The following is an 18,280-nucleotide window of genomic DNA, read 5'->3' on the forward strand; positions in this document are numbered from 1 at the left end:
TCGTCGTTTTTGAACGAAGGCAATAGGTAATGAGTGTTCCGCGACATATGTGATATTGCGAACGTGCCGGGTCAATAACAAAAATAATTTAAGATTTTTCGTTTATTGAGGTGGTACGACGGTCTCAACCCGTGGCCAAGCCAGAATATGGACCCTAACATTTTTTCAAAATGAGTCATACCGCCTCAATAAACGCAGGCAGGCTTTATATGGTGGCCACGCCGATCGGCAACCTCGAGGACATGACGCCGCGGGCGATACGCATCCTGTCGGAAGTCGACCTGATCGCCGCCGAGGACACGCGCCACAGCGGCAAGCTGCTCAAGCATTTCGGTATTGAAGCCAAGACAGAAGCCCTCCATGAGCATAACGAGCGCAGCCAGGTTCCCAGGCTTATCGAAATTTTGCAGGCCGGTAAGTCTATCGCATTTATCACCGACGCGGGTACCCCGCTGGTGAGCGACCCGGGCTTTCATCTGGTGCGATCCGCCCGCCAGGCGGGGCTCACCGTCATACCCGTGCCCGGCGCCTGCGCGGCTATTGCGGCGCTGTCAATCGCCGGCCTTCCTTCCGACCGTTTTGTTTTCGAGGGGTTCCCTCCGGCCAAATCCGCCGCCCGCCGCACGGTGTTCGAGAAGCTGCGCGAGGAAACCCGCACGCTGATTTTCTACGAAAGCCCGCACCGCATCCTCGAAAGCCTCAAAGAGATGACCGAGATTTTCGGGCCCGGACGCGAGGCGGTGCTGGCGCGCGAACTGACCAAGCAGTTCGAAACCGTGCGTAGCGGCACGCTGACGGAACTGTCCGAATGGGTCGAGCGCGATCCGCACCAGCAGCTCGGCGAGTTTGTAATCCTCATTCATGGTGTGCCGCGCGAGGAACGGGAAGCCGTGGACGAAGAGGCCGAACGCGTTCTCAGGATTCTGCTCGAGGAACTTCCCGTCAGCCAGGCCGCGGCGCTCGCGGCGAAAATCACCGGTCTCAAGAAAAACCGGCTGTATGAGTACGCACTGAACCTCAAGCGTGACAGCTAGGCCGCGCGCGGGCGCGACCGGCTGATAACGTTGAGATAGTGAACGCTGAAGAGATGTGCCGCGTCCAGCCAGACCTGGCGCGGTTGCAGGCCGGCGCGGCGTGCCAGCGCGTGGAACTCCGCTACCGAGTATTTGTATGAGCTCTCGGTGTGGATGCTCTCGCCGGCGTCGAAGCGGAAACGCCTCCCGAGGACGCGGATTTCCTGGGCGCGACGGCTGACCAGGTGCATTTCGATGCGTCCGCGCGGCGCGTTGTAAAATGCGTGGTGCCGGAAATTCCCCGGTTCGAGTTCGGCGCCGAGTTCGGTACGCAGGCGCTCCAGCAGATTGAGATTGAACGCCGCCGTGATGCCCTGAGCGTCGTTGTAGGCGGCGTGCAACACCGCCGGGTTTTTCTTCAGATCGACGCCGATCACCAGCGCGCCATCGGGCTGCACCAGACGCCGGACGCGTTGCAGAAACGCCAGCGCCTCGGGTGGATCGAAATTGCCGATGGTCGAGCCCGGAAAGAACACGAGCCGGCGCCCGCTGCCGGCCGGATCGGGCAAATCGAAATCCTGCGCGAAATCGGCGCAGGCCGCGTGCACTTCGAGCCACGGGTAGTCATGCGCCAGACGCTGCACCGATTCCCGCAGAAATTCCAGTGAGATGTCGATGCCAAGATAGTGACGCGGCCGCAGGGTCTCGAGGAGCAGGCGAATCTTTTTGCTCGCGCCGCTGCCCAGCTCGATCAGCGTGCAGTCCGCGCCGGCCAGCCACGCCATTTCCCGGGCGCAGGATTCCAGTATCCCCATCTCGGTGCGCGTGAGGTAATACTCCGGCAGTTCGCAGATGGCGTCGAACAGCCGCGAGCCGCGCTCGTCGTAGAAGAATTTCGGCGCGATCCGCTTGGGCCGCGACGCGAGTCCCAGCAGCACCTCCTCCTGCATGGTCACGGGCGACGGGCGATCGTCATGGAAACGTACGGGACGCAGTCTCATCGATCGTCCGCCAGGCGGATGCCGGAGAATTGCCAGCGGTCAGCGGGGTAGAAAAAGTTGCGGTAGCTGGCGCGGATGTGATCCGTGGGTGTTACGCAGGAGCCGCCGCGCAGCACCAGCTGGTTCACCATGAACTTTCCGTTGTATTCCCCGAGCGCGCCCGGTGCCGGCCGGTAACCGGGATAGGGTGCGTACGGGCTCGCGGTCCACTCCCAAACATCGCCGAAGAATTGCCTCGGTTCCACGCCGGGCGAAGCCGGGACGGGATGCAAGTAGCCCGACTCGCGCAAATTACCGTGCACGCGCTGTTGCTGTGCGACGGCTTCCCATTCCGCCTCGGTCGGCAGACGTTTGCCGGACCAGCGCGCGTAAGCATCGGCCTCGTAGAAGCTCACGTGGCACACCGGTTCGTGCTCATTCATCGGCCGTGTGCCCGCGAGTGTGAACAGTTGCCAGCACCCGTGCGATTTTTCCCAGTACAGCGGCGCTTGCCACTGATGCCCGCGCGCCGTGCGAAATCCGTCCGCCAGCCAGTATTCGGGTCGCGCATAACCGCCGGCCTTGATGAACTCGAGATACTCGCCATTGGTGACCAGGCGCGTGGCGAGCGCATACGGCGCGAGCAAGCTGCGATGACGCGGACCTTCGTTGTCGAAGGCAAAGCCCGCGCCGTCGTGCCCGATTTCCATCGTGCCGCCGGTCTGTTCGAACCATCTCAGCGCCGGGCCGGCGCCGGTCGGGGCGACGGGCAGGTCGTCGCGATAGGCCGGCTTCAACGGATTGATGGCAAAATTGTATTTGATATCCGTCAGGAACAGTTCCTGATGCTGTTCCTCATGATGGCAGCCGAGCGCCGCGCGCGCCGCGACCTCGGGCCAGTGCTGTTCTTCCACGCTGGCGAGCAATGTGGTCATTGCCTCGTCCACCTGCGCGCGATAGCGGAAGACTTCCTCCACCGTCGGACGCGACAGCTGTCCGCGGCTCGGGCGCGGGAACGGGACGCCGACCTGATCATAATAAGAGTTGAACAGATGCTCGAACTGCGGATGAAACGGGCGGTAACCGGGGACAAAGGCTTTGAGCAGGAAAGTCTCGAAGAACCAGCTCGTGTGCGCGAGGTGCCACTTGGCCGGGCTCACGTCGGGCATGGCCTGCAGGCCGTAATCGTCCGGCGCGAGCGGCCGGCTGAGCGCCTCGCTCACGCGTCGCACGCCGGTGTAGCGTGCCGCCAGACTGTCCCGTGATTCAGGAATCCCGCGTGCTGAATCCCGGGCCTGTGACCTACCGCGGACGAGCATCATTCCGTTGCTCCCTAGCTGGCCGAACCGGAATTGAAACATACTGGCGCGGGAATTCAAACGCTGAATGCCGGTCATACGGACGACATCCACATCGTTTGGAAGGGTAATATTTATGATGACAGGACCAATGAGCCAAGCGAATAGGGTTCCAGTATCGGCGAAGGCAATCTGGAATGGCGCGATATTGGCCGAAAGCGACGCGTGCCGTATCGTCGAGGGCCATTATTATTTCCCGCCCGAGGCGGTGAAACGCGAACACCTGCGCCTGAGCACGAAACACACGACCTGTCCCTGGAAAGGCGTCGCGAGTTATTACGACGTCGTGGTCGACGGCAAGGTGAACTGCAAAGCCGCGTGGTGTTACCCGCACACCTCCGCGGAGGCGCGCCATATCCAGCATTACATCGCTTTCTGGCACGGCGTAAAAGTTTTGCCTTAAATCCCGCCACGAATCTGCGTCAGGACTCAATCGGAGAATAATCGATAACACCCTCGTTTCTGAAGCGTGGGCCCGCCACCGGCCGGATTAGGAGCCTGACTTGCGGCAGCGGTGACATTGGCCGTAGGATGTCGACCATGGATCACCGGGACCGGGAGAGGCCTGATTCTGTTTTCTGCATTGTTGTGAGCCATTTCACGTGCCCGGATTGAAAAAATCCGGTGAGGTCATGCAGCGGAAAGACCGAAATCGACCCGTCAATGGTTTATTTCCTGAAATTTTATGTCCCGGATGGTGAAAGTTTGATCTGGCGCAAGGCCGCTCGGGTGTATATTCCGCAAAAATGAAGCTATGGGTTGTTCCTGAAAATAACTGACAGTGAAAACGCGAGGTAATTATGGCAAACGGTGAACGCGCCCTGGACGGGGCACTGCATTTTTCCGACCGGGAAGACGTCCGGGAGAAACTGTTCAAGCGGGTATGGACCCAGGAATTAAACGATGTGTTCGCCGACGTGGCCAAGTATTACGACCGCGCGAACTACGTCGCGAGTTTGGGGTTGTGGAATAAATTCCGCAATAGTTTTCTCGCGACCATCGATTTGCAAAGCGGTCAGAAAGCGCTGGATGTCTGCGCCGGCACCAACGCGGTCGGTATCGCCATGCTGCGCAAGCAGCCCGATCTCAAGGTCTGCGCCATGGACCGCAGCGCGGCGATGCAGGAAGTCGGCCGCCAACTGGCGGAAAAGGAAGGCTTTCACATCGAAAGCGTCATCGGCGATGTGCACAAGCTGCCGTTCCCCGACAATCATTTCGACGTGGTGACGCTGCAATGGGCGTCGCGGCATCTGCGCGTCATAGACGTGTATGCCGAGATCCGGCGCGTGCTGAAGCCGGGCGGATATTTTTATCATTGCGACATGCTGCGCCCAGGCAGCAAGCTGGTGGAGCGCGCGTACTATGCCTATCTGCGGGTCAGTCTGTCGGTGACGGCGGTGTTGTTTCAGAGCGGCGCGACGGCGCGCAACTGCAAGAAATACTTTATTGACGCGCTGAGCCTGTTCTACTCGGCCGAGGAAATGTCGCAGTTGCTGCGGCATCTGGGCTATGAGAACGTTTCGAGCAAAACCCTGATGGGCGGGATGATCGGGTTTCACAAGGCGATGAAGCCCTAGTTTCGCCAGTCGGGGCGACGGCCGTGGATAAGGTCCGCGTCCTGTGCGCCATGAGTGGCGCGATGATGCAGGAGTTCAGCACGCGTACCGCCGCGCGGCTCGGGGACTACACGCTGTTCAAGCTGCTGCTGCCGGCGTTCCGGGCGTTTCTCGATATCAATGTCAGGAAGGAAATCGAGAAGGATCGCCTCGTGATCATGCGCGCGGGCAGCGCGCCTCAGGAAGCGGATATCCAGCGGCTATTGCAACAAGCGCGCGAGATCGATCAGAAGTTTCTGCAACAGGCCGCCGTTTTTCCCGTCAACATCCACATCGAATACCGCGATATCGAAGAGTTCCGCCGGCGCCGGATCGAGCGGCTGCTCGAACTGGCCGGACGTTTGCTCGCGCAATGGGAAACGACGCCGCGGTTCCGCGCGGCGGTTGCGCACCTGTATTCCCGCGCGGAGTTCGAATCATTGTTGCGCGAGATACTGGAGCTTTACAGCGCCGAAACCAAAATGCTGAGCCGCTCGGTGCACATTCCCCAGATATTCAATTTTGCCCGGGACTCGCTGTCCGAAACCGTTCATACCGTCATGGTCAGCGTGGCCAAGGGTCTGGCCGCTGAACTCACGCGCAAGGTGTACCGACGCGTGCTTTCGTCCTAGCACCAATAATTTCGGCTGGCATCTACCGGTAGTCCGGGAATCATGTCAGCGAGTCGTCTTTTAACCCCCATCATACTAATATCCAATATCCTCGAATGAGGCATTCGGGGACACTCACCGGCGTGACTGTCCGCAAATTACTGGCACGTGTCGGATCGCAGGCAAGGGTTGGAGATTTCGTTGTTAAACATGTTCGCATTTCGTGCGCCGAACAAGTAACGCACTCTGGTATTCAAGGAAAGCAATGGAAGCGAAGCGAATTTACCGGATGTTGCCCATCGTCATGGGACTGGCGGGGTTTGTGGGACTGGCCGGATGCAACGGTGAAACAAAGAGTAATAAAGTCTTGGAAACGTCCTTGACCATGAATCAGAAAAAGATTGATCCGGCGTTGCTCATGACCATTCAGCAATCCGTGCAACCCGAACAGCCCATGGATGTTCTCATCCGGACCCAAGGCGCGATTGACGCGACACAGCGGGCGGCGCTCGAAGGGAGAGGAGCGAGGATTGGTTCTGTCATGGGCGACGTCGTGACGGCGAGGGTTCCGGCGCGCGCCGTGGCCCGGATCGCGGACCTGGAGTTTGTCGTACACATCGAAATATCAAAGCAGCAACGTTTGCGCTAACCGACATTGACTGGTGACGGATTCGATGACTTACCCTAAGCAGCTCGGCGTTGTTCTGGCGGCAGTCCTGTCGCTATTGGCCGGCGGCGTTTCCGCCGGTACCAAGCTCGACCCCATGTTGACCATGATGATGCAAGGGATGCCGGTCCAGACCGTAACGCAAACCCAAGGCATATTGAAATCGCAAGCCGCCGGCGCCGAACCCCTGGTGAGAACGATCGTCCGATTTCAGGGGGACCTCTCCGGCGTGGAATCCCTGGGAGGACAAGTCCAGTCCGTAATCGGCGATGTCGCGACCGTGAATGTTCCCCTCGGCAGTCTCGATGCGCTCGCACAACTGCCGAATATCGTCTACGTCGAGGCCGCCAAACGTGCCAAGCAACGCCTCGACGTCAGTGTCCCGGCCACCGGTGCCAGCCTGCTGCGCAGTGGCACGGCTCCGAACTGGACCGGCTCCACCGGGAAGGGCGTGGTCATCGGCATCGTCGATATCGGCATCGATCTCAATCACGCCGATTTCAAGGATGCCTTGGGCAAGACACGTATTCTTTCCGTATGGGACCAGACGGCCGGCGGAACGCCACCTGCCGGTTTTGGCTACGGCAAGGAATGCATCAAGGCTTCCATCGACGCCGGCACTTGCACGGAGAACGACACCGACGGTCATGGTACCCACTTGGCGGGAATTGCCGCCGGCAACGGTTCGGCAACCGGCAATGGTCAGCCGGCTTACCGTTATGTGGGCATGGCGCCGGAAGCCGATCTGATCGTAGTCAAAATCTCCCCGACGACAACAGGCATTCTGGATGGGATCAGTTACGTGCAACAAAAGGCAGCTGCGCTCGGCAAGCCGTCGGTTGTTAATCTCAGTCTCGGGCAACATATGGATCCACACGACGGCACGTCCAGTTATGAGCGCGCGCTCGACAGCGCCTCCGGCACCGGAAAGGCCATCGTCTGCGCCGCGGGCAACGAGGCCAATGCCAACATACATGCCAGCGGAACTGTGTCGCCGGGTGGCACCACCGCGGTGAAATTCAACATTCCCTCGGGCGACATGTTCGAGCAGATCGATATCTGGTATGCCGGGGCCAACCAGATGGGCATTACGGTAAGCAACGGGAATTGCAGCACCGGGATGGTGAACCCGGGCGATCCACTGTCATCATCAGACACCGCCTGCGGTTTGATTAAAATTATTTCCACCGGTGTGAACAGCACGAATGGCGACCGGAATATTTTTGTTTCTCTGGAAAGCGGTGCTAATACGCTCACTACCAACAATTCCTGGACACTCACGCTGCATGGCAACAGCATCGTTAGTGGCGGAAGGTTCGATGGCTGGATCGATGACAATGAAAATGCCACGTTTACCAATCACACAGATTCTTCTATCACATTGATCGATTGCGCCACTGCCACCAAACCGATTTCGGTCGCTGCGTACAACACGAAAGTCACTTACACCAGTCAATCGGGTTTGTTCAACTACACAGGCGAGACGCAGGGAAATATCAGTACGTTCAGCAGTCGGGGCCCACGGCGGCAGTGCACGCTCTGTCCCGCTCTGCCGCAAAAGCCGGAGATCGCCGCCCCGGGGCTGGGAATCATGTCGGCTTATTCTGCGAATACCACACCCGCGGCGTCGGGTAGCGAGCTTGATTTGGATGGCGTCCATGTCATCAAGGCAGGCACCAGCATGGCTGCCCCACATGTTACGGGTGCTGTGGCCTTGCTGTTCGAAGCCGGTCCCACCTTCAGCTCGGATCAGATCAAAAGTTTTATTATCGGAAGCGCTGCCACGGACGCATTCACTGGCACGGTACCTAATAATACGTGGGGCTATGGCAAATTGGATGTCAATGCGGCCTATGCCGTTCTCCTGGGCACGCCTCCACCTCCGCCGTCTTCAACTCCATCCCCGAGCGGAGGAGGCGGTGGCGGCGGATGCTTCATCGCCACGGCCGCCTACGGCAGCGCGATGGCGGATGAAGTAATGGTCTTGAGAAATTTCCGCGACAAACACTTGCTGATGAATGCACCCGGCAGGATCTTCGTGAGTTTTTATAACCGTCACTCGCCGCCGATCGCGGATTTCATCCGGGGACATGAGACAATGAGAGCTCTTACCCGCCTGAGTCTTTGGCCCGTGGTCTATACGATCAAGTATCCGCTGGTCTCGGCGGGATCGATGTTGCTGGGCGGAGTCACCGTTTTTAGCATGCGCCGCGCAAGAAAATCGTCTGTCCGCGTTTAACCGTGAAATACATCCATGCCCCTGCTGCGCCTCGATAAGGTTTCCCTGGCTTATGGCCATCGTCCGCTGCTCGAGCAGGCAAAGCTTGAAATACGCCGCGGCGAGCGGGTGTGCCTGGTGGGTCGCAACGGCGAGGGCAAGTCGTCGTTGATTCGCCTGTTGAGCGGCGAGGTCCTGCCCGATGACGGCCAGATCTGGATTCGCCCCGGCACGCGTATCGCGCACCTGGCGCAGGAAGTCAGCCCCGATAGCGACGAGTCGGTGTTCGATATCGTGGCTGGCGGACTGGCCGGACTGGGCAAGCTGATATCGCAATACCACCATACCGCCACGGAGCTTGCGCGCGCGCCCACGCCGGCCCTGACGCAGCGACTGGCGCAGCTGCAGCACGAACTCGAAGCCGGCGATGGCTGGCGCTTGGAGCAGCGCGTGGAGATGGTGCTGTCACGTCTGAATCTGGATGGGGACATCAGCATGCACGCGCTCTCCGGCGGTTGGCGGCGGCGCGCGATGCTGGCACGCGCCCTGGTGTGCGAACCGGACTTGCTGCTGCTCGACGAACCTACCAATCATCTGGACATCGAGGCCATCACCTGGCTGGAAGATTTCCTCGCCGACTATCCGGGTGCGCTGCTGTTTGTCAGTCACGACCGCGCGTTCCTCAAGCGTCTTGCCACACGCATCATCGAACTCGATCGCGGCGCACTCACCTCCTGGCCCGGGAGCTACGATGATTACGTGCGCCGCAAAGAGGATCAGCTGGCGGTGGAGACACGGCACAACGCGCTGTTCGACAAGAAGCTCTCGCAGGAAGAGGCGTGGATACGCCAGGGCGTCAAGGCGCGCCGCACGCGCAATGAAGGACGGGTGCGCGCGCTCGAAGCCCTGCGCGAACTGCGCCGCCAGCGCCTCAACCGCGCCGGCAAGGCGGAGCTAAAACTGGAGGAGGGCAAGCAGTCCGGCCAGCTGGTGTTCGAAGCCAAGCACGTCGATTTCAGTTTCGGCGACATCGTTGTGATAAAAGATTTCTCGGCGCGCGTCATGCGCGGCGACCGCATCGGCATCGTCGGCCCCAATGGCGCCGGCAAATCCACGCTGATCAAGCTGCTGCTGGGCGAGCTGCCGCCGACGCGCGGGCAGTTGCGCCGCGGCACCAATCTCCAGGTCGCGTACTTCGATCAGCAGCGCGCGCAGCTCGACCCCGGCGCGACGGTCATGGACAGCGTCGGCGCTGGCAGCCAGACCGTGACCATCAACGGCCGCAGCCAGCATGTCGCCGGCTACCTGCGGAATTTCCTGTTTCCCCCGGAACGACTGCGGTCCCCGGTGAGCACGCTCTCCGGCGGCGAACGCAACCGGCTGATGCTGGCGCGGCTATTCGCCCAGCCGGCCAATCTGCTGGTGATGGACGAACCGACCAACGATCTGGACGTGGAAACGCTCGAACTGCTGGAGGAGTTGCTGCTCGAATACCAGGGCACCTTGCTGCTGGTGAGCCACGACCGCGCGTTTCTGGATAACGCGGTCACGAGCACCCTGGTGTTCGAAGGTGATGGGCGGATCGGCGAATACGTCGGCGGTTATACCGATTGGCTGCGGCAACGACGCAACCCGGCCGCGCCCGCGACCGAAGCGCCGCGCGCCAAAACACCACCACCCGCGTCCGCCGTGGAAATGCGCGGCACCAAACCCCGCAAGCTTTCTTACAAGGAACAGCGTGAACTCGAAACCCTGCCGGCAAAGATCGAGTCGCTCGAAGCGGAACAGGCGCGGTTACAATCCGCCGTCGGCGCTCCCGCGTTTTACCAGCAGACCGCCACAGAAATCACGGCCGCCCTGGCGCGCCTGGAGAAGATCACGAAGGAGCTTGAAACCTGTTACGCCCGCTGGGAAGTACTCGAGTCGCCGCTGACGGCGGCGGACGGATAGTCGACGTTATCACCGGCACGAATAGCTATGCCGTAGACCCCGCTCCTGGCGCGGGTAGACGCAGCGCATGTAATAGGAAGTCGTCACGTCGCGGCTGCGCGAGGCATAGCTGCACACCACGGACTCGCCACGCGAGGGCGCCGAGCCTACCAGTTTAAGCTGCACCCGCTTTCTTGATTCGGCTTTCGCGTTCATTCTCTGCGGCAGGCTGTTGTCGTCCGCTTCGATCCAGGCATTGACCGTGGCGCTGCATCTCACCGTGGATGGGTGGAAGCGCGGCGGCTCTGGTCTGGTTTCGGGGATTGGTTCGGCTGCCGCCGGAGGTTCGGCGGCGTAGGCATTCAGCCCGACGGCGAGTATCGCGATACCTATATATAGTGTCAGACGCATGGAACCTCCCAGTGCTTGCCTCTTCAGCCTAGCTGAACGACCCGGATCAGCAAGCAGCGCCCGGTGTATGCCGACATCCGGCATTCCCGAGCCGATAGTTATGCCGTATCGTTCGTCATTCTCCGGTTTTCCCCAGGCGCACCCGCGGGGCTGATCGAGGTGGACAAGGAGCCGTGAATGAACGAACGATTGACCGAACTCGAAGTGCGTGTCGCGTTTCAGGACCAGACCATCCAGGACCTGAACGAGGTGGTCACGCGCCAGCAGCGCGAGATCGATCGTCTGGTGAGGGAACTGGAAACTGTGAAATCCCTGCTGGCCGGCCTCGCCCCTTCGATGGTCATTCCGCAGGAGGACGAAAAACCGCCGCCGCATTACTAGCGCTTCGAATATGCTCACAGCGAGCGCACTAAATAATATCTCTAACAGTTTCTTCTACTTTCCAGGCAATCCCTGCTACAATACCCCCATCGGCGCACCCCGGTCTGCACCGATCCCTTCGCGGTCATCCATCTCGGTTCACCTCGAACAACTTCAACTTATCAGGTAGCGCCTAGACCGGCCCAAGTTATTTGGGTAGGCCATCCAGGAGCAACCATTCGCTATGTCATTTTCAAGTCTCGGCCTGTCGGCCGAATTACTCCGTGCTGTGTCCGAAAAAGGCTATACCCAGGCCACCCCCATTCAGTTGCGGGCCATCCCCGTCATTCTCGAGGGACAGGATATTCTCGCCGGCGCGCAGACCGGCACTGGCAAGACCGCCGGTTTCACGCTGCCGTTGCTGCAACGCCTGAACGCGAAACCCCATGGCGCGCATCGCGCGATCCGCTGTCTGATTTTGACCCCGACGCGCGAACTCGCCGCGCAGGTGGAGGAGAGCGTGCGCACCTACGGAAAATACGTGCCGCTGAAGTCCACCGTGGTCTTCGGCGGTGTCGGCATTCATCCACAGATCGACACACTGCGCCGTGGCGTTGACATCCTGGTCGCCACGCCGGGCCGTCTGCTCGACCACGTCAGCCAGAGGACGGTGGACCTGTCTCACGTCGAAATCTTGGTGCTGGACGAAGCCGATCGCATGCTCGACATGGGCTTCATTCGCGACATTCGCAAGATTCTCGCGCTGCTGCCCAAGAAACGCCAGAACCTGCTGTTCTCGGCCACCTTCTCCGACGAAATCAAGCAACTCGCCGACGGCCTGCTGAATGCGCCCGTGCTCATCGAAGTGGAGCGACACAAAATTGCCGCCGAACTCGTGTCGCAGGTAAGCCATCCGGTGGATCGCGTGCGCAAACGTGAACTGCTGGCGCACCTGATCCATTCGCAAGGCTGGAAGCAGGTGCTGGTGTTCACCCGCACCAAGCACGGCGCCAATCGTTTAGCCGATCAGCTGGAGGATGACGGTATCAGCACTTCCGCCATTCATGGCAACAAGAGCCAGAGTGCTCGCACCAAGGCCTTGGCGGATTTCAAAAAGGGTGGTGTGCGGGTGCTGGTGGCTACCGACATCGCCGCGCGCGGGCTCGACATCGACCAGTTGCCGCACGTGGTGAACTACGAACTGCCCAACGTGCCGGAGGACTACGTGCACCGCATCGGCCGCACCGGGCGTGCCGGTAAAGAGGGCGAGGCGGTCTCGCTGGTGTGCGTGGACGAGCACGATTTCCTGCGCGACATCGAACGCCTGCTCAAGCGCGACATCCCGAAGGTCGTGATTCCGGGCTTCGAGCCAAACCTGTCGATCAAGGCCGAGCCGATCAGTCATGGGCGCGGCCAGCACGGCGGTGGAAGGCCGCAAGCATCACGCCAGGGCGGCGATCGTGGCCGCAGCCAAAGGCCACATTCCCCTTCGCATGTACGCGCCGATGGTCAGCGCACGCCGTCGAACCCGCATGCCCGCGACGGCGCCCAACGCCCGCATTTACATTCGCACGCGCGTTCCGGCGCCCAGCGTCCGCATCCGAATCCGCATTCCCGCGCCGATGGCCAGCGCGCGCATTCGCAGCCGCATGTGCATTCTGCCGCCGAAGATCATGGCAATCGCCATGCTCCGCGCGCCGAGGTGGACGGTAACCGGCGTACTCCGGAAAACACCGGCCACGATCACGACCGCCACGATGCACCGCATCGGTCTCATCAGCCAGCAACGCATTCTCGTCCGGTGGTAACCCAGAAGCCGGTTCACCACCGCGCCAGGCGCGAGGTGCCGGCCTTGCTCGAAGGCGGCAGCAAGCGCGGGGATGACTAAGCGGTATCTGAAATTTCAGCCGGCCGAGTTGTATCTTTAACTCAAGGAACCTAAAAAAATTACGTTCATCAGAGTTCCCTTATATTGAATGTTGGCTCAGCGGTCCGAGGTTCCGGCACCCATCTGTTTTTCATCACGCGAAATTTTCATCGCTTATGAAACCGAAAATCCCCGACGTCGACGAGTCGGGTGTTCGTTGCTTTTTGTTGACCGCGGGTATAGGGTATTTCTGCTGCAAGATGGTGTTATAAAAACGGGAGGATGTAATAACGAAGGAAAGGAGACATGCCATGGTAACTGTTTCCAGACGTCAGTTCCTCAAACTCAGCGCCGCCGGACTCAGCGCATCGAGCCTCGCGATACTGGGATTCTCGCCTAACGAAGTTCTCGCCGAGGTACGCCAGTACAAGCTGGCACGCGCCACGGAGACACGCAACACCTGTCCGTACTGCTCGGTCGGTTGCGGTATTCTCATGTACAGCCTCGGTGACAAGGCCAAGAACGCACCGGCCGAAATCATTCACATCGAGGGTGATCCGGATCATCCGGTGAATCGCGGCACGCTCTGCCCCAAGGGCGCGGGCCTGCTCGATTTCGTGCACAGCCCCAACCGGCTCAGATACCCGGAATACCGCGCACCCGGCTCGGACAAGTTCGTGCGTATCTCCTGGGACGACGCTTTCGACAGGATCGCGCGCCTCATGAAGAACGATCGCGACAAGAATTTCATCGCGAAGAACGCCGACGGCGCGACGGTCAACCGCTGGCTCAGCACCGGCTTCCTCGCGGCCTCGGCCTCGAGCAACGAGACCGGTTATCTCACGCACAAGGTCGTCCGCAGCCTCGGGATACTGGCATTCGATAATCAGGCACGCGTCTGACACGGTCCTACGGTGGCAAGTCTTGCCCCGACATTCGGCCGCGGCGCGATGACCAATCACTGGGTTGACATCAAGAATGCCAACCTGATCCTGATTATGGGCGGCAACGCCGCCGAGGCGCATCCGTGCGGCTTCAAGTGGGTGACCGAAGCCAAGGCGCACAACAAGGCCAAACTGATCGTCGTCGATCCACGCTTCACGCGTTCGGCGGCGGTGGCCGACTATTACGCCCCGGTGCGCGCTGGCAGCGACATCGCTTTTCTGGCCGGTGTCATCAACTACCTGCTCAAGAACGACAAGATCCAGCACGAGTACGTGAAGACGTACACCGACGCCGGTATCATCGTGCGCGCCGATTACACGTTCGAGAATGGTCTGTTCTCGGGTTACAACGCGGAAAAGCGCAGTTACGACAAGACCACGTGGATGTACGAGCTGGGCGCGGACGGTTACGCCAAAACCGACCCGACGCTCACGCACCCGCGCTGCGTGTTCAACCTCATGAAGCAGCACTACGCGCGCTACACGCCCGAGGTTGTGAGCAACATCACCGGCACGCCCACGGAGCAATTCCTCAAGATTTGCGAGATGATCGCCGAGACATCGGCGCCGAACCGCACCATGACCATCATGTACGCGCTCGGCTGGACGCAACACTCCGTGGGCTCGCAGATGATCCGTACTGCGGCCATGGTGCAGTTGCTGCTCGGCAACATCGGCATGGCCGGCGGCGGCATGAATGCGCTGCGCGGGCACTCCAACATCCAGGGCCTCACCGACCTCGGGCTGTTGTCCAATCTGCTGCCCGGTTACATGACGCTGCCGGGTGAGAAGGAGACCGACTACAAGACATTCATCGAGAAACGCACGCTCAAGCCCTTGCGTCCCGGGCAGATGAGCTACTGGCAGAACTATCCCAAGTTCCACGTGAGCACCATGAAAGCCTGGTACGGTGACGCCGCGACCAAGGCCAACAACTGGGCTTTCGATTATTTGCCGAAGCTCGACAAGGTGCACGACGTCCTGCAGGTGTTCGAGGACATGCACCAGGGCAAAATGAACGGCTATTTCTGCCAGGGCTTCAATCCGATCGCCTCGTTTCCGTGCAAGGCCAAGGTGGACGGCGCGCTCGCCAAGCTCAAGTTCCTGGTGACGATCGATCCGCTCGCGACCGAGACCGCGGTGTTCTGGCAGAACCACGGCGAGTACAACAACGTCGATTCCTCCAAGATTCAGACCGAGGTGTTCCGCTTGCCCTCGACCTGCTTCGCCGAGGAGGACGGCTCGCTGGTGAGCAGCAGTCGCGTGCTGCAGTGGCACTGGAAGGGCGCGGAGCCGCCGGGCGAGGCCAAGTCCGATACCGAGATCATGGCCGGTATCTTTCTGAAACTGCGTGAGCTCTACAAGAAGGAGGGCGGCGCGTTCCCGGACCCGATTCTCAATCTCACCTGGGGTCACAAGATTCCCTCCGCGCCTTCGCCCGAGGAACTCGCGCGCGAGTTCAGCGGCAAAGCGCTCGACGACCTCATGGACCCGAAGGACAAGAAGAAGGTGGTGCGCAAGGCTGGCGAGCAGCTCGACGGCTTCGGGCAGCTCACGGATGACGGCAAGACCTCCTGCGGCTGCTGGATTTTCTCCGGCGCGTGGTCGGAGAAGGGCAACCTCATGGCGCGGCGCGACAACTCCGACCCGAGCGGACTCGGCAACACGCTCAACTGGGCTTTTGCCTGGCCGGTGAATCGCCGCATCCTCTACAACCGTGCCTCCTGCGATCCGTCCGGCAAGCCGTGGGATCCGAAGCGCAAGCTGATTGCGTGGACCGGCAAGGCATGGGCAGGCATCGATGTTCCGGACATGAAACCGGATGCCGATCCCAAGGACGGCGTGAATCCGTTCATCATGAATGCGGAGGGTGTCGCGCGCTTCTTCGTCGTGGACAAGATGGCGGACGGACCGTTCCCCGAGCACTACGAACCGTTCGAGTCGCCGCTCGATGTCAACCTGCTGCACCCGAAATATCCGAAGGTGAAGAGCAGTCCGGCGGCGCGGGTGTTCAAGGGCGACCTCGAGCAGTTCGGCGACGCCAAGGAGTTCCCGTACGTGGCGACCACTTACCGGCTCACCGAGCATTTCCACTTCTGGACCAAGCATTCGAGGATCAATGCCATCATGCAGCCGGAACAGTTCGTGGAGATCGGCGAAGAGCTTGCCCAGGAAAAGAAAATCGCGAGTGGCGACCACGTGAAGGTGAGGTCTAGCCGCGGGTTCATCAAGGCCGTAGCCGTGGTGACCAAGCGCATTCGCACGCTGCAAGTCGGCGGGAAGAAGGTGTACACCGTCGGCATCCCGATCCACTGGGGCTTCCAGGGTCTGGCGCGCAACGGCTACATCACCAACACGCTCACGCCGTTCGTGGGCGACGCCAACGTGAACACGCCGGAGTTCAAGGCGTTTCTCGTTGACATCGAACGGGCATAAGGAGGAGACATGGCACTGCAATCACTGGACATCGTACGCCGCTCCTCCACCACCACGCCGTCGCCGGGGGTGCGCGAAACGCAGAAGGTCGCGAAGCTCATCGACATCTCCAAGTGCATCGGCTGCAAGGCCTGCCAGGTGGCGTGCATGGAGTGGAACGACCTGCGCGACGAGGTCGGCACCAATCACGGCATCTACGACAACCCGATCGATCTCACCGACAAGTCGTGGACAGTGATGCGTTTCTCCGAAGTGGAAGTCGAGGCCGGCAAGCTCGAATGGCTGATCCGCAAGGACGGCTGCATGCATTGCGCCGATCCGGGCTGCCTCAAGGCCTGTCCGGCGCCGGGCGCGATCGTGCAGTACAGCAACGGCATCGTGGACTTCCACGAGGAGAACTGCATCGGCTGCGGTTACTGCATCACCGGTTGTCCGTTCAACATCCCGCGACTCTCGAAGAAGGACAGCAAGGCGTACAAGTGCACGCTCTGCTCCGACCGCGTGGCCGTGGGACAGGAGCCGGCCTGCGTCAAGACCTGCCCCACCGGCGCGATCGTGTTCGGCAGCAAGGACGACATGATTCATCACGCCGAGGAGCGCATCGTGGATCTCAAGTCACGCGGCTTCCAGAATGCCGGCCTGTACGATCCGCCGGGCGTCGGCGGAACTCACGTGATGTACGTGCTGCAGCATGCGGACATGCCGGAGATCTATCACGGGCTGCCCAAGGATCCGCAAATCAGCCCCATGGTGGCGCTGTGGAAAGGCGCGCTCAAGCCTATTCTGTCCTTCGGTCTCGGCCTGGTCGCGCTTGCGGGTTTCTTCCACTATGTGACAGTGGGCCCGAACGAAACGGAAGAAGATACGAACGATAACCGGCGCGGACGCTGACGCATCGCCGAAGGAGACTCCATGAACGATGACAATCTGATCGAGCGTTACAAACCGGAGGACCGTGCCAACCACTGGCTGACGGCGATTACCCTGATCCTGCTCGCGCTCTCGGGGCTGGCGTTGTTCCACCCGGCGTTTTTCTGGCTTACCAATCTCTTCGGCGGCGGGACGTGGACGCGCATCTTGCATCCATTCATCGGCGTAGTGCTGGTGGTCTCGTTCTGGTTCCTGGCGCAACGCTTCCGCGCGTACAACCGCATCACCGACGCCGACCGCGAATGGGTGCGCCATATACGCGACGTGCTGACCAAGCATGAGCAGAACCTGCCCGAGGTCGGGCGCTACAACGGCGGGCAAAAGTACCTGTTCTGGATCATGGTGACGATGATCGCGCTGCTTTTCGTGAGCGGCATCGTCTTGTGGCAGCCGTGGTTCGCGCCGTGGTTCCCGGTCGGCCTCACGCGTGTGGCGGTGCTCATCCATGCGCTCGCGGCATTCTTGCTCATCGCCAGCACCCTCGTGCACATCTACGCCGCGATCTGGGTCAAGGGTTCGATCAGCGCCATGACGCGTGGCAGCGTGACGCGCGCCTGGGCCAAACGGCATCATCCCGGCTGGTATCGCGAGATGACCAAGGGCGCGAAATGACCGCGACCGTCATTCAACCTGGAACCATTGAAGCGCCGGCGGGCGAAATACCTTTCCTGCTCTTGCCGGAACGCAGCGCCTTTCAGGCGCGCGCCGAACGTCTGAGTAGCCTGGCGGAAAGTCATGCGCTCGCGGATTATCTCCGGTTCCTGGCGGGGCTGGCGCGCGCGCAGCATGAATCGCTTGCGCTGTTCCGCGATGTCCCGCTGCCGGACGCGCAACAGCTCGAACGCTGCCGCGAACACGGGTTGCCGCCGCTCGGAACCCGGGCCTGGACTCGCGATCCCGTGTGGCGCGAGGCGTTGCGCCGCATTCTCTCGCAGCTCGAAGCCGGCGCACTGCCGGAGGC

The 18,280-nt window shown here is 60.7% G+C and carries 16 protein-coding genes; 13 read left to right on the forward strand and 3 right to left on the reverse strand.

Going from position 1 to position 18,280, the window contains the following annotated elements; all coding sequences use genetic code 11:
* The first annotated feature begins 209 nt into the window (after positions 1 to 209).
* A complete protein-coding gene (gene rsmI / locus WB402_RS14810) occupies positions 210 to 1,034 on the forward strand; it encodes a 16S rRNA (cytidine(1402)-2'-O)-methyltransferase (RefSeq protein WP_424209196.1) in 825 nt (274 codons plus the stop codon).
* On the opposite strand, the gene egtD is transcribed toward rsmI, so the two are convergent.
* Together egtD and egtB are read right to left on the reverse strand one after the other, a co-directional pair.
* Positions 1,031 to 2,014 carry an L-histidine N(alpha)-methyltransferase gene (gene egtD / locus WB402_RS14815; protein ID WP_424209198.1) on the reverse strand — a complete coding sequence of 328 codons (984 nt, stop codon included), beginning with the start codon at positions 2,012 to 2,014 and terminating at the stop codon, positions 1,031 to 1,033. The two genes, rsmI and egtD, sit on opposite strands and share 4 nt — an antisense overlap.
* Entirely contained in the window at positions 2,011 to 3,315 is a 1,305-nt protein-coding gene (gene egtB, locus WB402_RS14820; protein ID WP_424209200.1) for an ergothioneine biosynthesis protein EgtB, read from the reverse strand. Before egtB ends, egtD begins: the two co-directional genes overlap by 4 nt.
* A gap of 127 nt (positions 3,316 to 3,442) precedes the next feature.
* On the opposite strand from egtB, the gene WB402_RS14825 reads away from it, so the two are divergent.
* From WB402_RS14825 to WB402_RS14850, 6 genes are all read left to right on the forward strand, one after another.
* The gene (locus WB402_RS14825; RefSeq protein ID WP_424209202.1) at positions 3,443 to 3,754 is read left to right on the forward strand and encodes a DUF427 domain-containing protein; all 312 of its coding nucleotides are present in this window, start codon (positions 3,443 to 3,445) and stop codon (positions 3,752 to 3,754) included.
* Positions 3,755 to 4,151: 397 nt separating this feature from the next.
* Positions 4,152 to 4,928, forward strand: a complete 777-nt coding sequence (locus tag WB402_RS14830; protein ID WP_424209204.1) for a class I SAM-dependent methyltransferase — start codon at positions 4,152 to 4,154, stop codon at positions 4,926 to 4,928.
* A gap of 23 nt (positions 4,929 to 4,951) precedes the next feature.
* Positions 4,952 to 5,578 carry a hypothetical protein gene (locus WB402_RS14835; protein WP_424209206.1) on the forward strand — a complete coding sequence of 209 codons (627 nt, stop codon included), beginning with the start codon at positions 4,952 to 4,954 and terminating at the stop codon, positions 5,576 to 5,578.
* 268 nt (positions 5,579 to 5,846) lie between these two features.
* Positions 5,847 to 6,206 (forward strand): hypothetical protein, encoded by a 360-nt coding sequence (locus WB402_RS14840; RefSeq protein WP_424209208.1) that lies wholly within the window; start codon positions 5,847 to 5,849, stop codon positions 6,204 to 6,206.
* A 25-nt stretch (positions 6,207 to 6,231) separates the two neighbouring features.
* A complete protein-coding gene (locus WB402_RS14845; RefSeq protein ID WP_424209210.1) occupies positions 6,232 to 8,463 on the forward strand; it encodes a S8 family serine peptidase in 2,232 nt (743 codons plus the stop codon).
* A gap of 15 nt (positions 8,464 to 8,478) precedes the next feature.
* Positions 8,479 to 10,392 carry an ATP-binding cassette domain-containing protein gene (locus WB402_RS14850; protein ID WP_424209211.1) on the forward strand — a complete coding sequence of 638 codons (1,914 nt, stop codon included), beginning with the start codon at positions 8,479 to 8,481 and terminating at the stop codon, positions 10,390 to 10,392.
* A 9-nt stretch (positions 10,393 to 10,401) separates the two neighbouring features.
* Here the strand turns inward: WB402_RS14850 and WB402_RS14855 are convergent, their stop codons facing one another.
* Positions 10,402 to 10,782, reverse strand: a complete 381-nt coding sequence (locus tag WB402_RS14855; RefSeq protein WP_424209213.1) for a hypothetical protein — start codon at positions 10,780 to 10,782, stop codon at positions 10,402 to 10,404.
* Positions 10,783 to 10,959: 177 nt separating this feature from the next.
* Between WB402_RS14855 and WB402_RS14860 the strand changes: the two genes are divergently transcribed.
* The 6 genes from WB402_RS14860 to fdhE all read left to right on the forward strand — a co-directional run.
* On the forward strand, positions 10,960 to 11,163 hold the full coding sequence (locus tag WB402_RS14860) for a SlyX family protein (RefSeq protein WP_424209215.1): 204 nt from the start codon (positions 10,960 to 10,962) through the stop codon (positions 11,161 to 11,163).
* A 223-nt stretch (positions 11,164 to 11,386) separates the two neighbouring features.
* The gene (locus WB402_RS14865) at positions 11,387 to 13,030 is read left to right on the forward strand and encodes a DEAD/DEAH box helicase (RefSeq protein ID WP_424209217.1); all 1,644 of its coding nucleotides are present in this window, start codon (positions 11,387 to 11,389) and stop codon (positions 13,028 to 13,030) included.
* Between the two features lie 290 nt (positions 13,031 to 13,320).
* Positions 13,321 to 16,389, forward strand: a complete 3,069-nt coding sequence (gene fdnG, locus WB402_RS14870; protein WP_424209219.1) for a formate dehydrogenase-N subunit alpha — start codon at positions 13,321 to 13,323, stop codon at positions 16,387 to 16,389.
* A 9-nt stretch (positions 16,390 to 16,398) separates the two neighbouring features.
* Positions 16,399 to 17,280, forward strand: coding sequence for a formate dehydrogenase subunit beta (gene fdxH / locus WB402_RS14875; RefSeq protein WP_424209221.1), 882 nt, complete (start codon positions 16,399 to 16,401; stop codon positions 17,278 to 17,280).
* Between the two features lie 21 nt (positions 17,281 to 17,301).
* Complete coding sequence (locus WB402_RS14880; protein WP_424209223.1) at positions 17,302 to 17,931, forward strand: formate dehydrogenase subunit gamma; 630 nt, start codon at positions 17,302 to 17,304, stop codon at positions 17,929 to 17,931.
* On the forward strand, positions 17,928 to 18,280 hold a 353-nt coding region (gene fdhE / locus WB402_RS14885), incomplete at its 3' end, for a formate dehydrogenase accessory protein FdhE (RefSeq protein WP_424209225.1). The genes WB402_RS14880 and fdhE, both read left to right, overlap by 4 nt.

Source organism: Sulfuricaulis sp. (assembly GCF_049587675.1).
Taxonomy (GTDB): Bacteria; Pseudomonadota; Gammaproteobacteria; order Acidiferrobacterales; family Sulfurifustaceae; genus Sulfuricaulis.

Excerpts from the sequence above, each read along its gene's own strand:
- egtB (WP_424209200.1), bottom strand. The coding sequence starts at position 3,315 with ATGATGCTCGTCCGCGGTAGGTCACAGGCCCGGGATTCAGCACGCGGG.
- WB402_RS14825 (WP_424209202.1), top strand. The coding sequence starts at position 3,443 with ATGAGCCAAGCGAATAGGGTTCCAGTATCGGCGAAGGCAATCTGGAAT.
- WB402_RS14860 (WP_424209215.1), top strand. The coding sequence starts at position 10,960 with ATGAACGAACGATTGACCGAACTCGAAGTGCGTGTCGCGTTTCAGGAC.
- WB402_RS14850 (WP_424209211.1), top strand. The coding sequence starts at position 8,479 with ATGCCCCTGCTGCGCCTCGATAAGGTTTCCCTGGCTTATGGCCATCGT.
- WB402_RS14840 (WP_424209208.1), top strand. The coding sequence starts at position 5,847 with ATGTTGCCCATCGTCATGGGACTGGCGGGGTTTGTGGGACTGGCCGGA.
- WB402_RS14865 (WP_424209217.1), top strand. The coding sequence starts at position 11,387 with ATGTCATTTTCAAGTCTCGGCCTGTCGGCCGAATTACTCCGTGCTGTG.
- WB402_RS14880 (WP_424209223.1), top strand. The coding sequence starts at position 17,302 with ATGAACGATGACAATCTGATCGAGCGTTACAAACCGGAGGACCGTGCC.
- rsmI (WP_424209196.1), top strand. The coding sequence starts at position 210 with ATGGTGGCCACGCCGATCGGCAACCTCGAGGACATGACGCCGCGGGCG.
- WB402_RS14830 (WP_424209204.1), top strand. The coding sequence starts at position 4,152 with ATGGCAAACGGTGAACGCGCCCTGGACGGGGCACTGCATTTTTCCGAC.
- WB402_RS14845 (WP_424209210.1), top strand. The coding sequence starts at position 6,232 with ATGACTTACCCTAAGCAGCTCGGCGTTGTTCTGGCGGCAGTCCTGTCG.
- fdxH (WP_424209221.1), top strand. The coding sequence starts at position 16,399 with ATGGCACTGCAATCACTGGACATCGTACGCCGCTCCTCCACCACCACG.
- egtD (WP_424209198.1), bottom strand. The coding sequence starts at position 2,014 with ATGAGACTGCGTCCCGTACGTTTCCATGACGATCGCCCGTCGCCCGTG.
- WB402_RS14855 (WP_424209213.1), bottom strand. The coding sequence starts at position 10,782 with ATGCGTCTGACACTATATATAGGTATCGCGATACTCGCCGTCGGGCTG.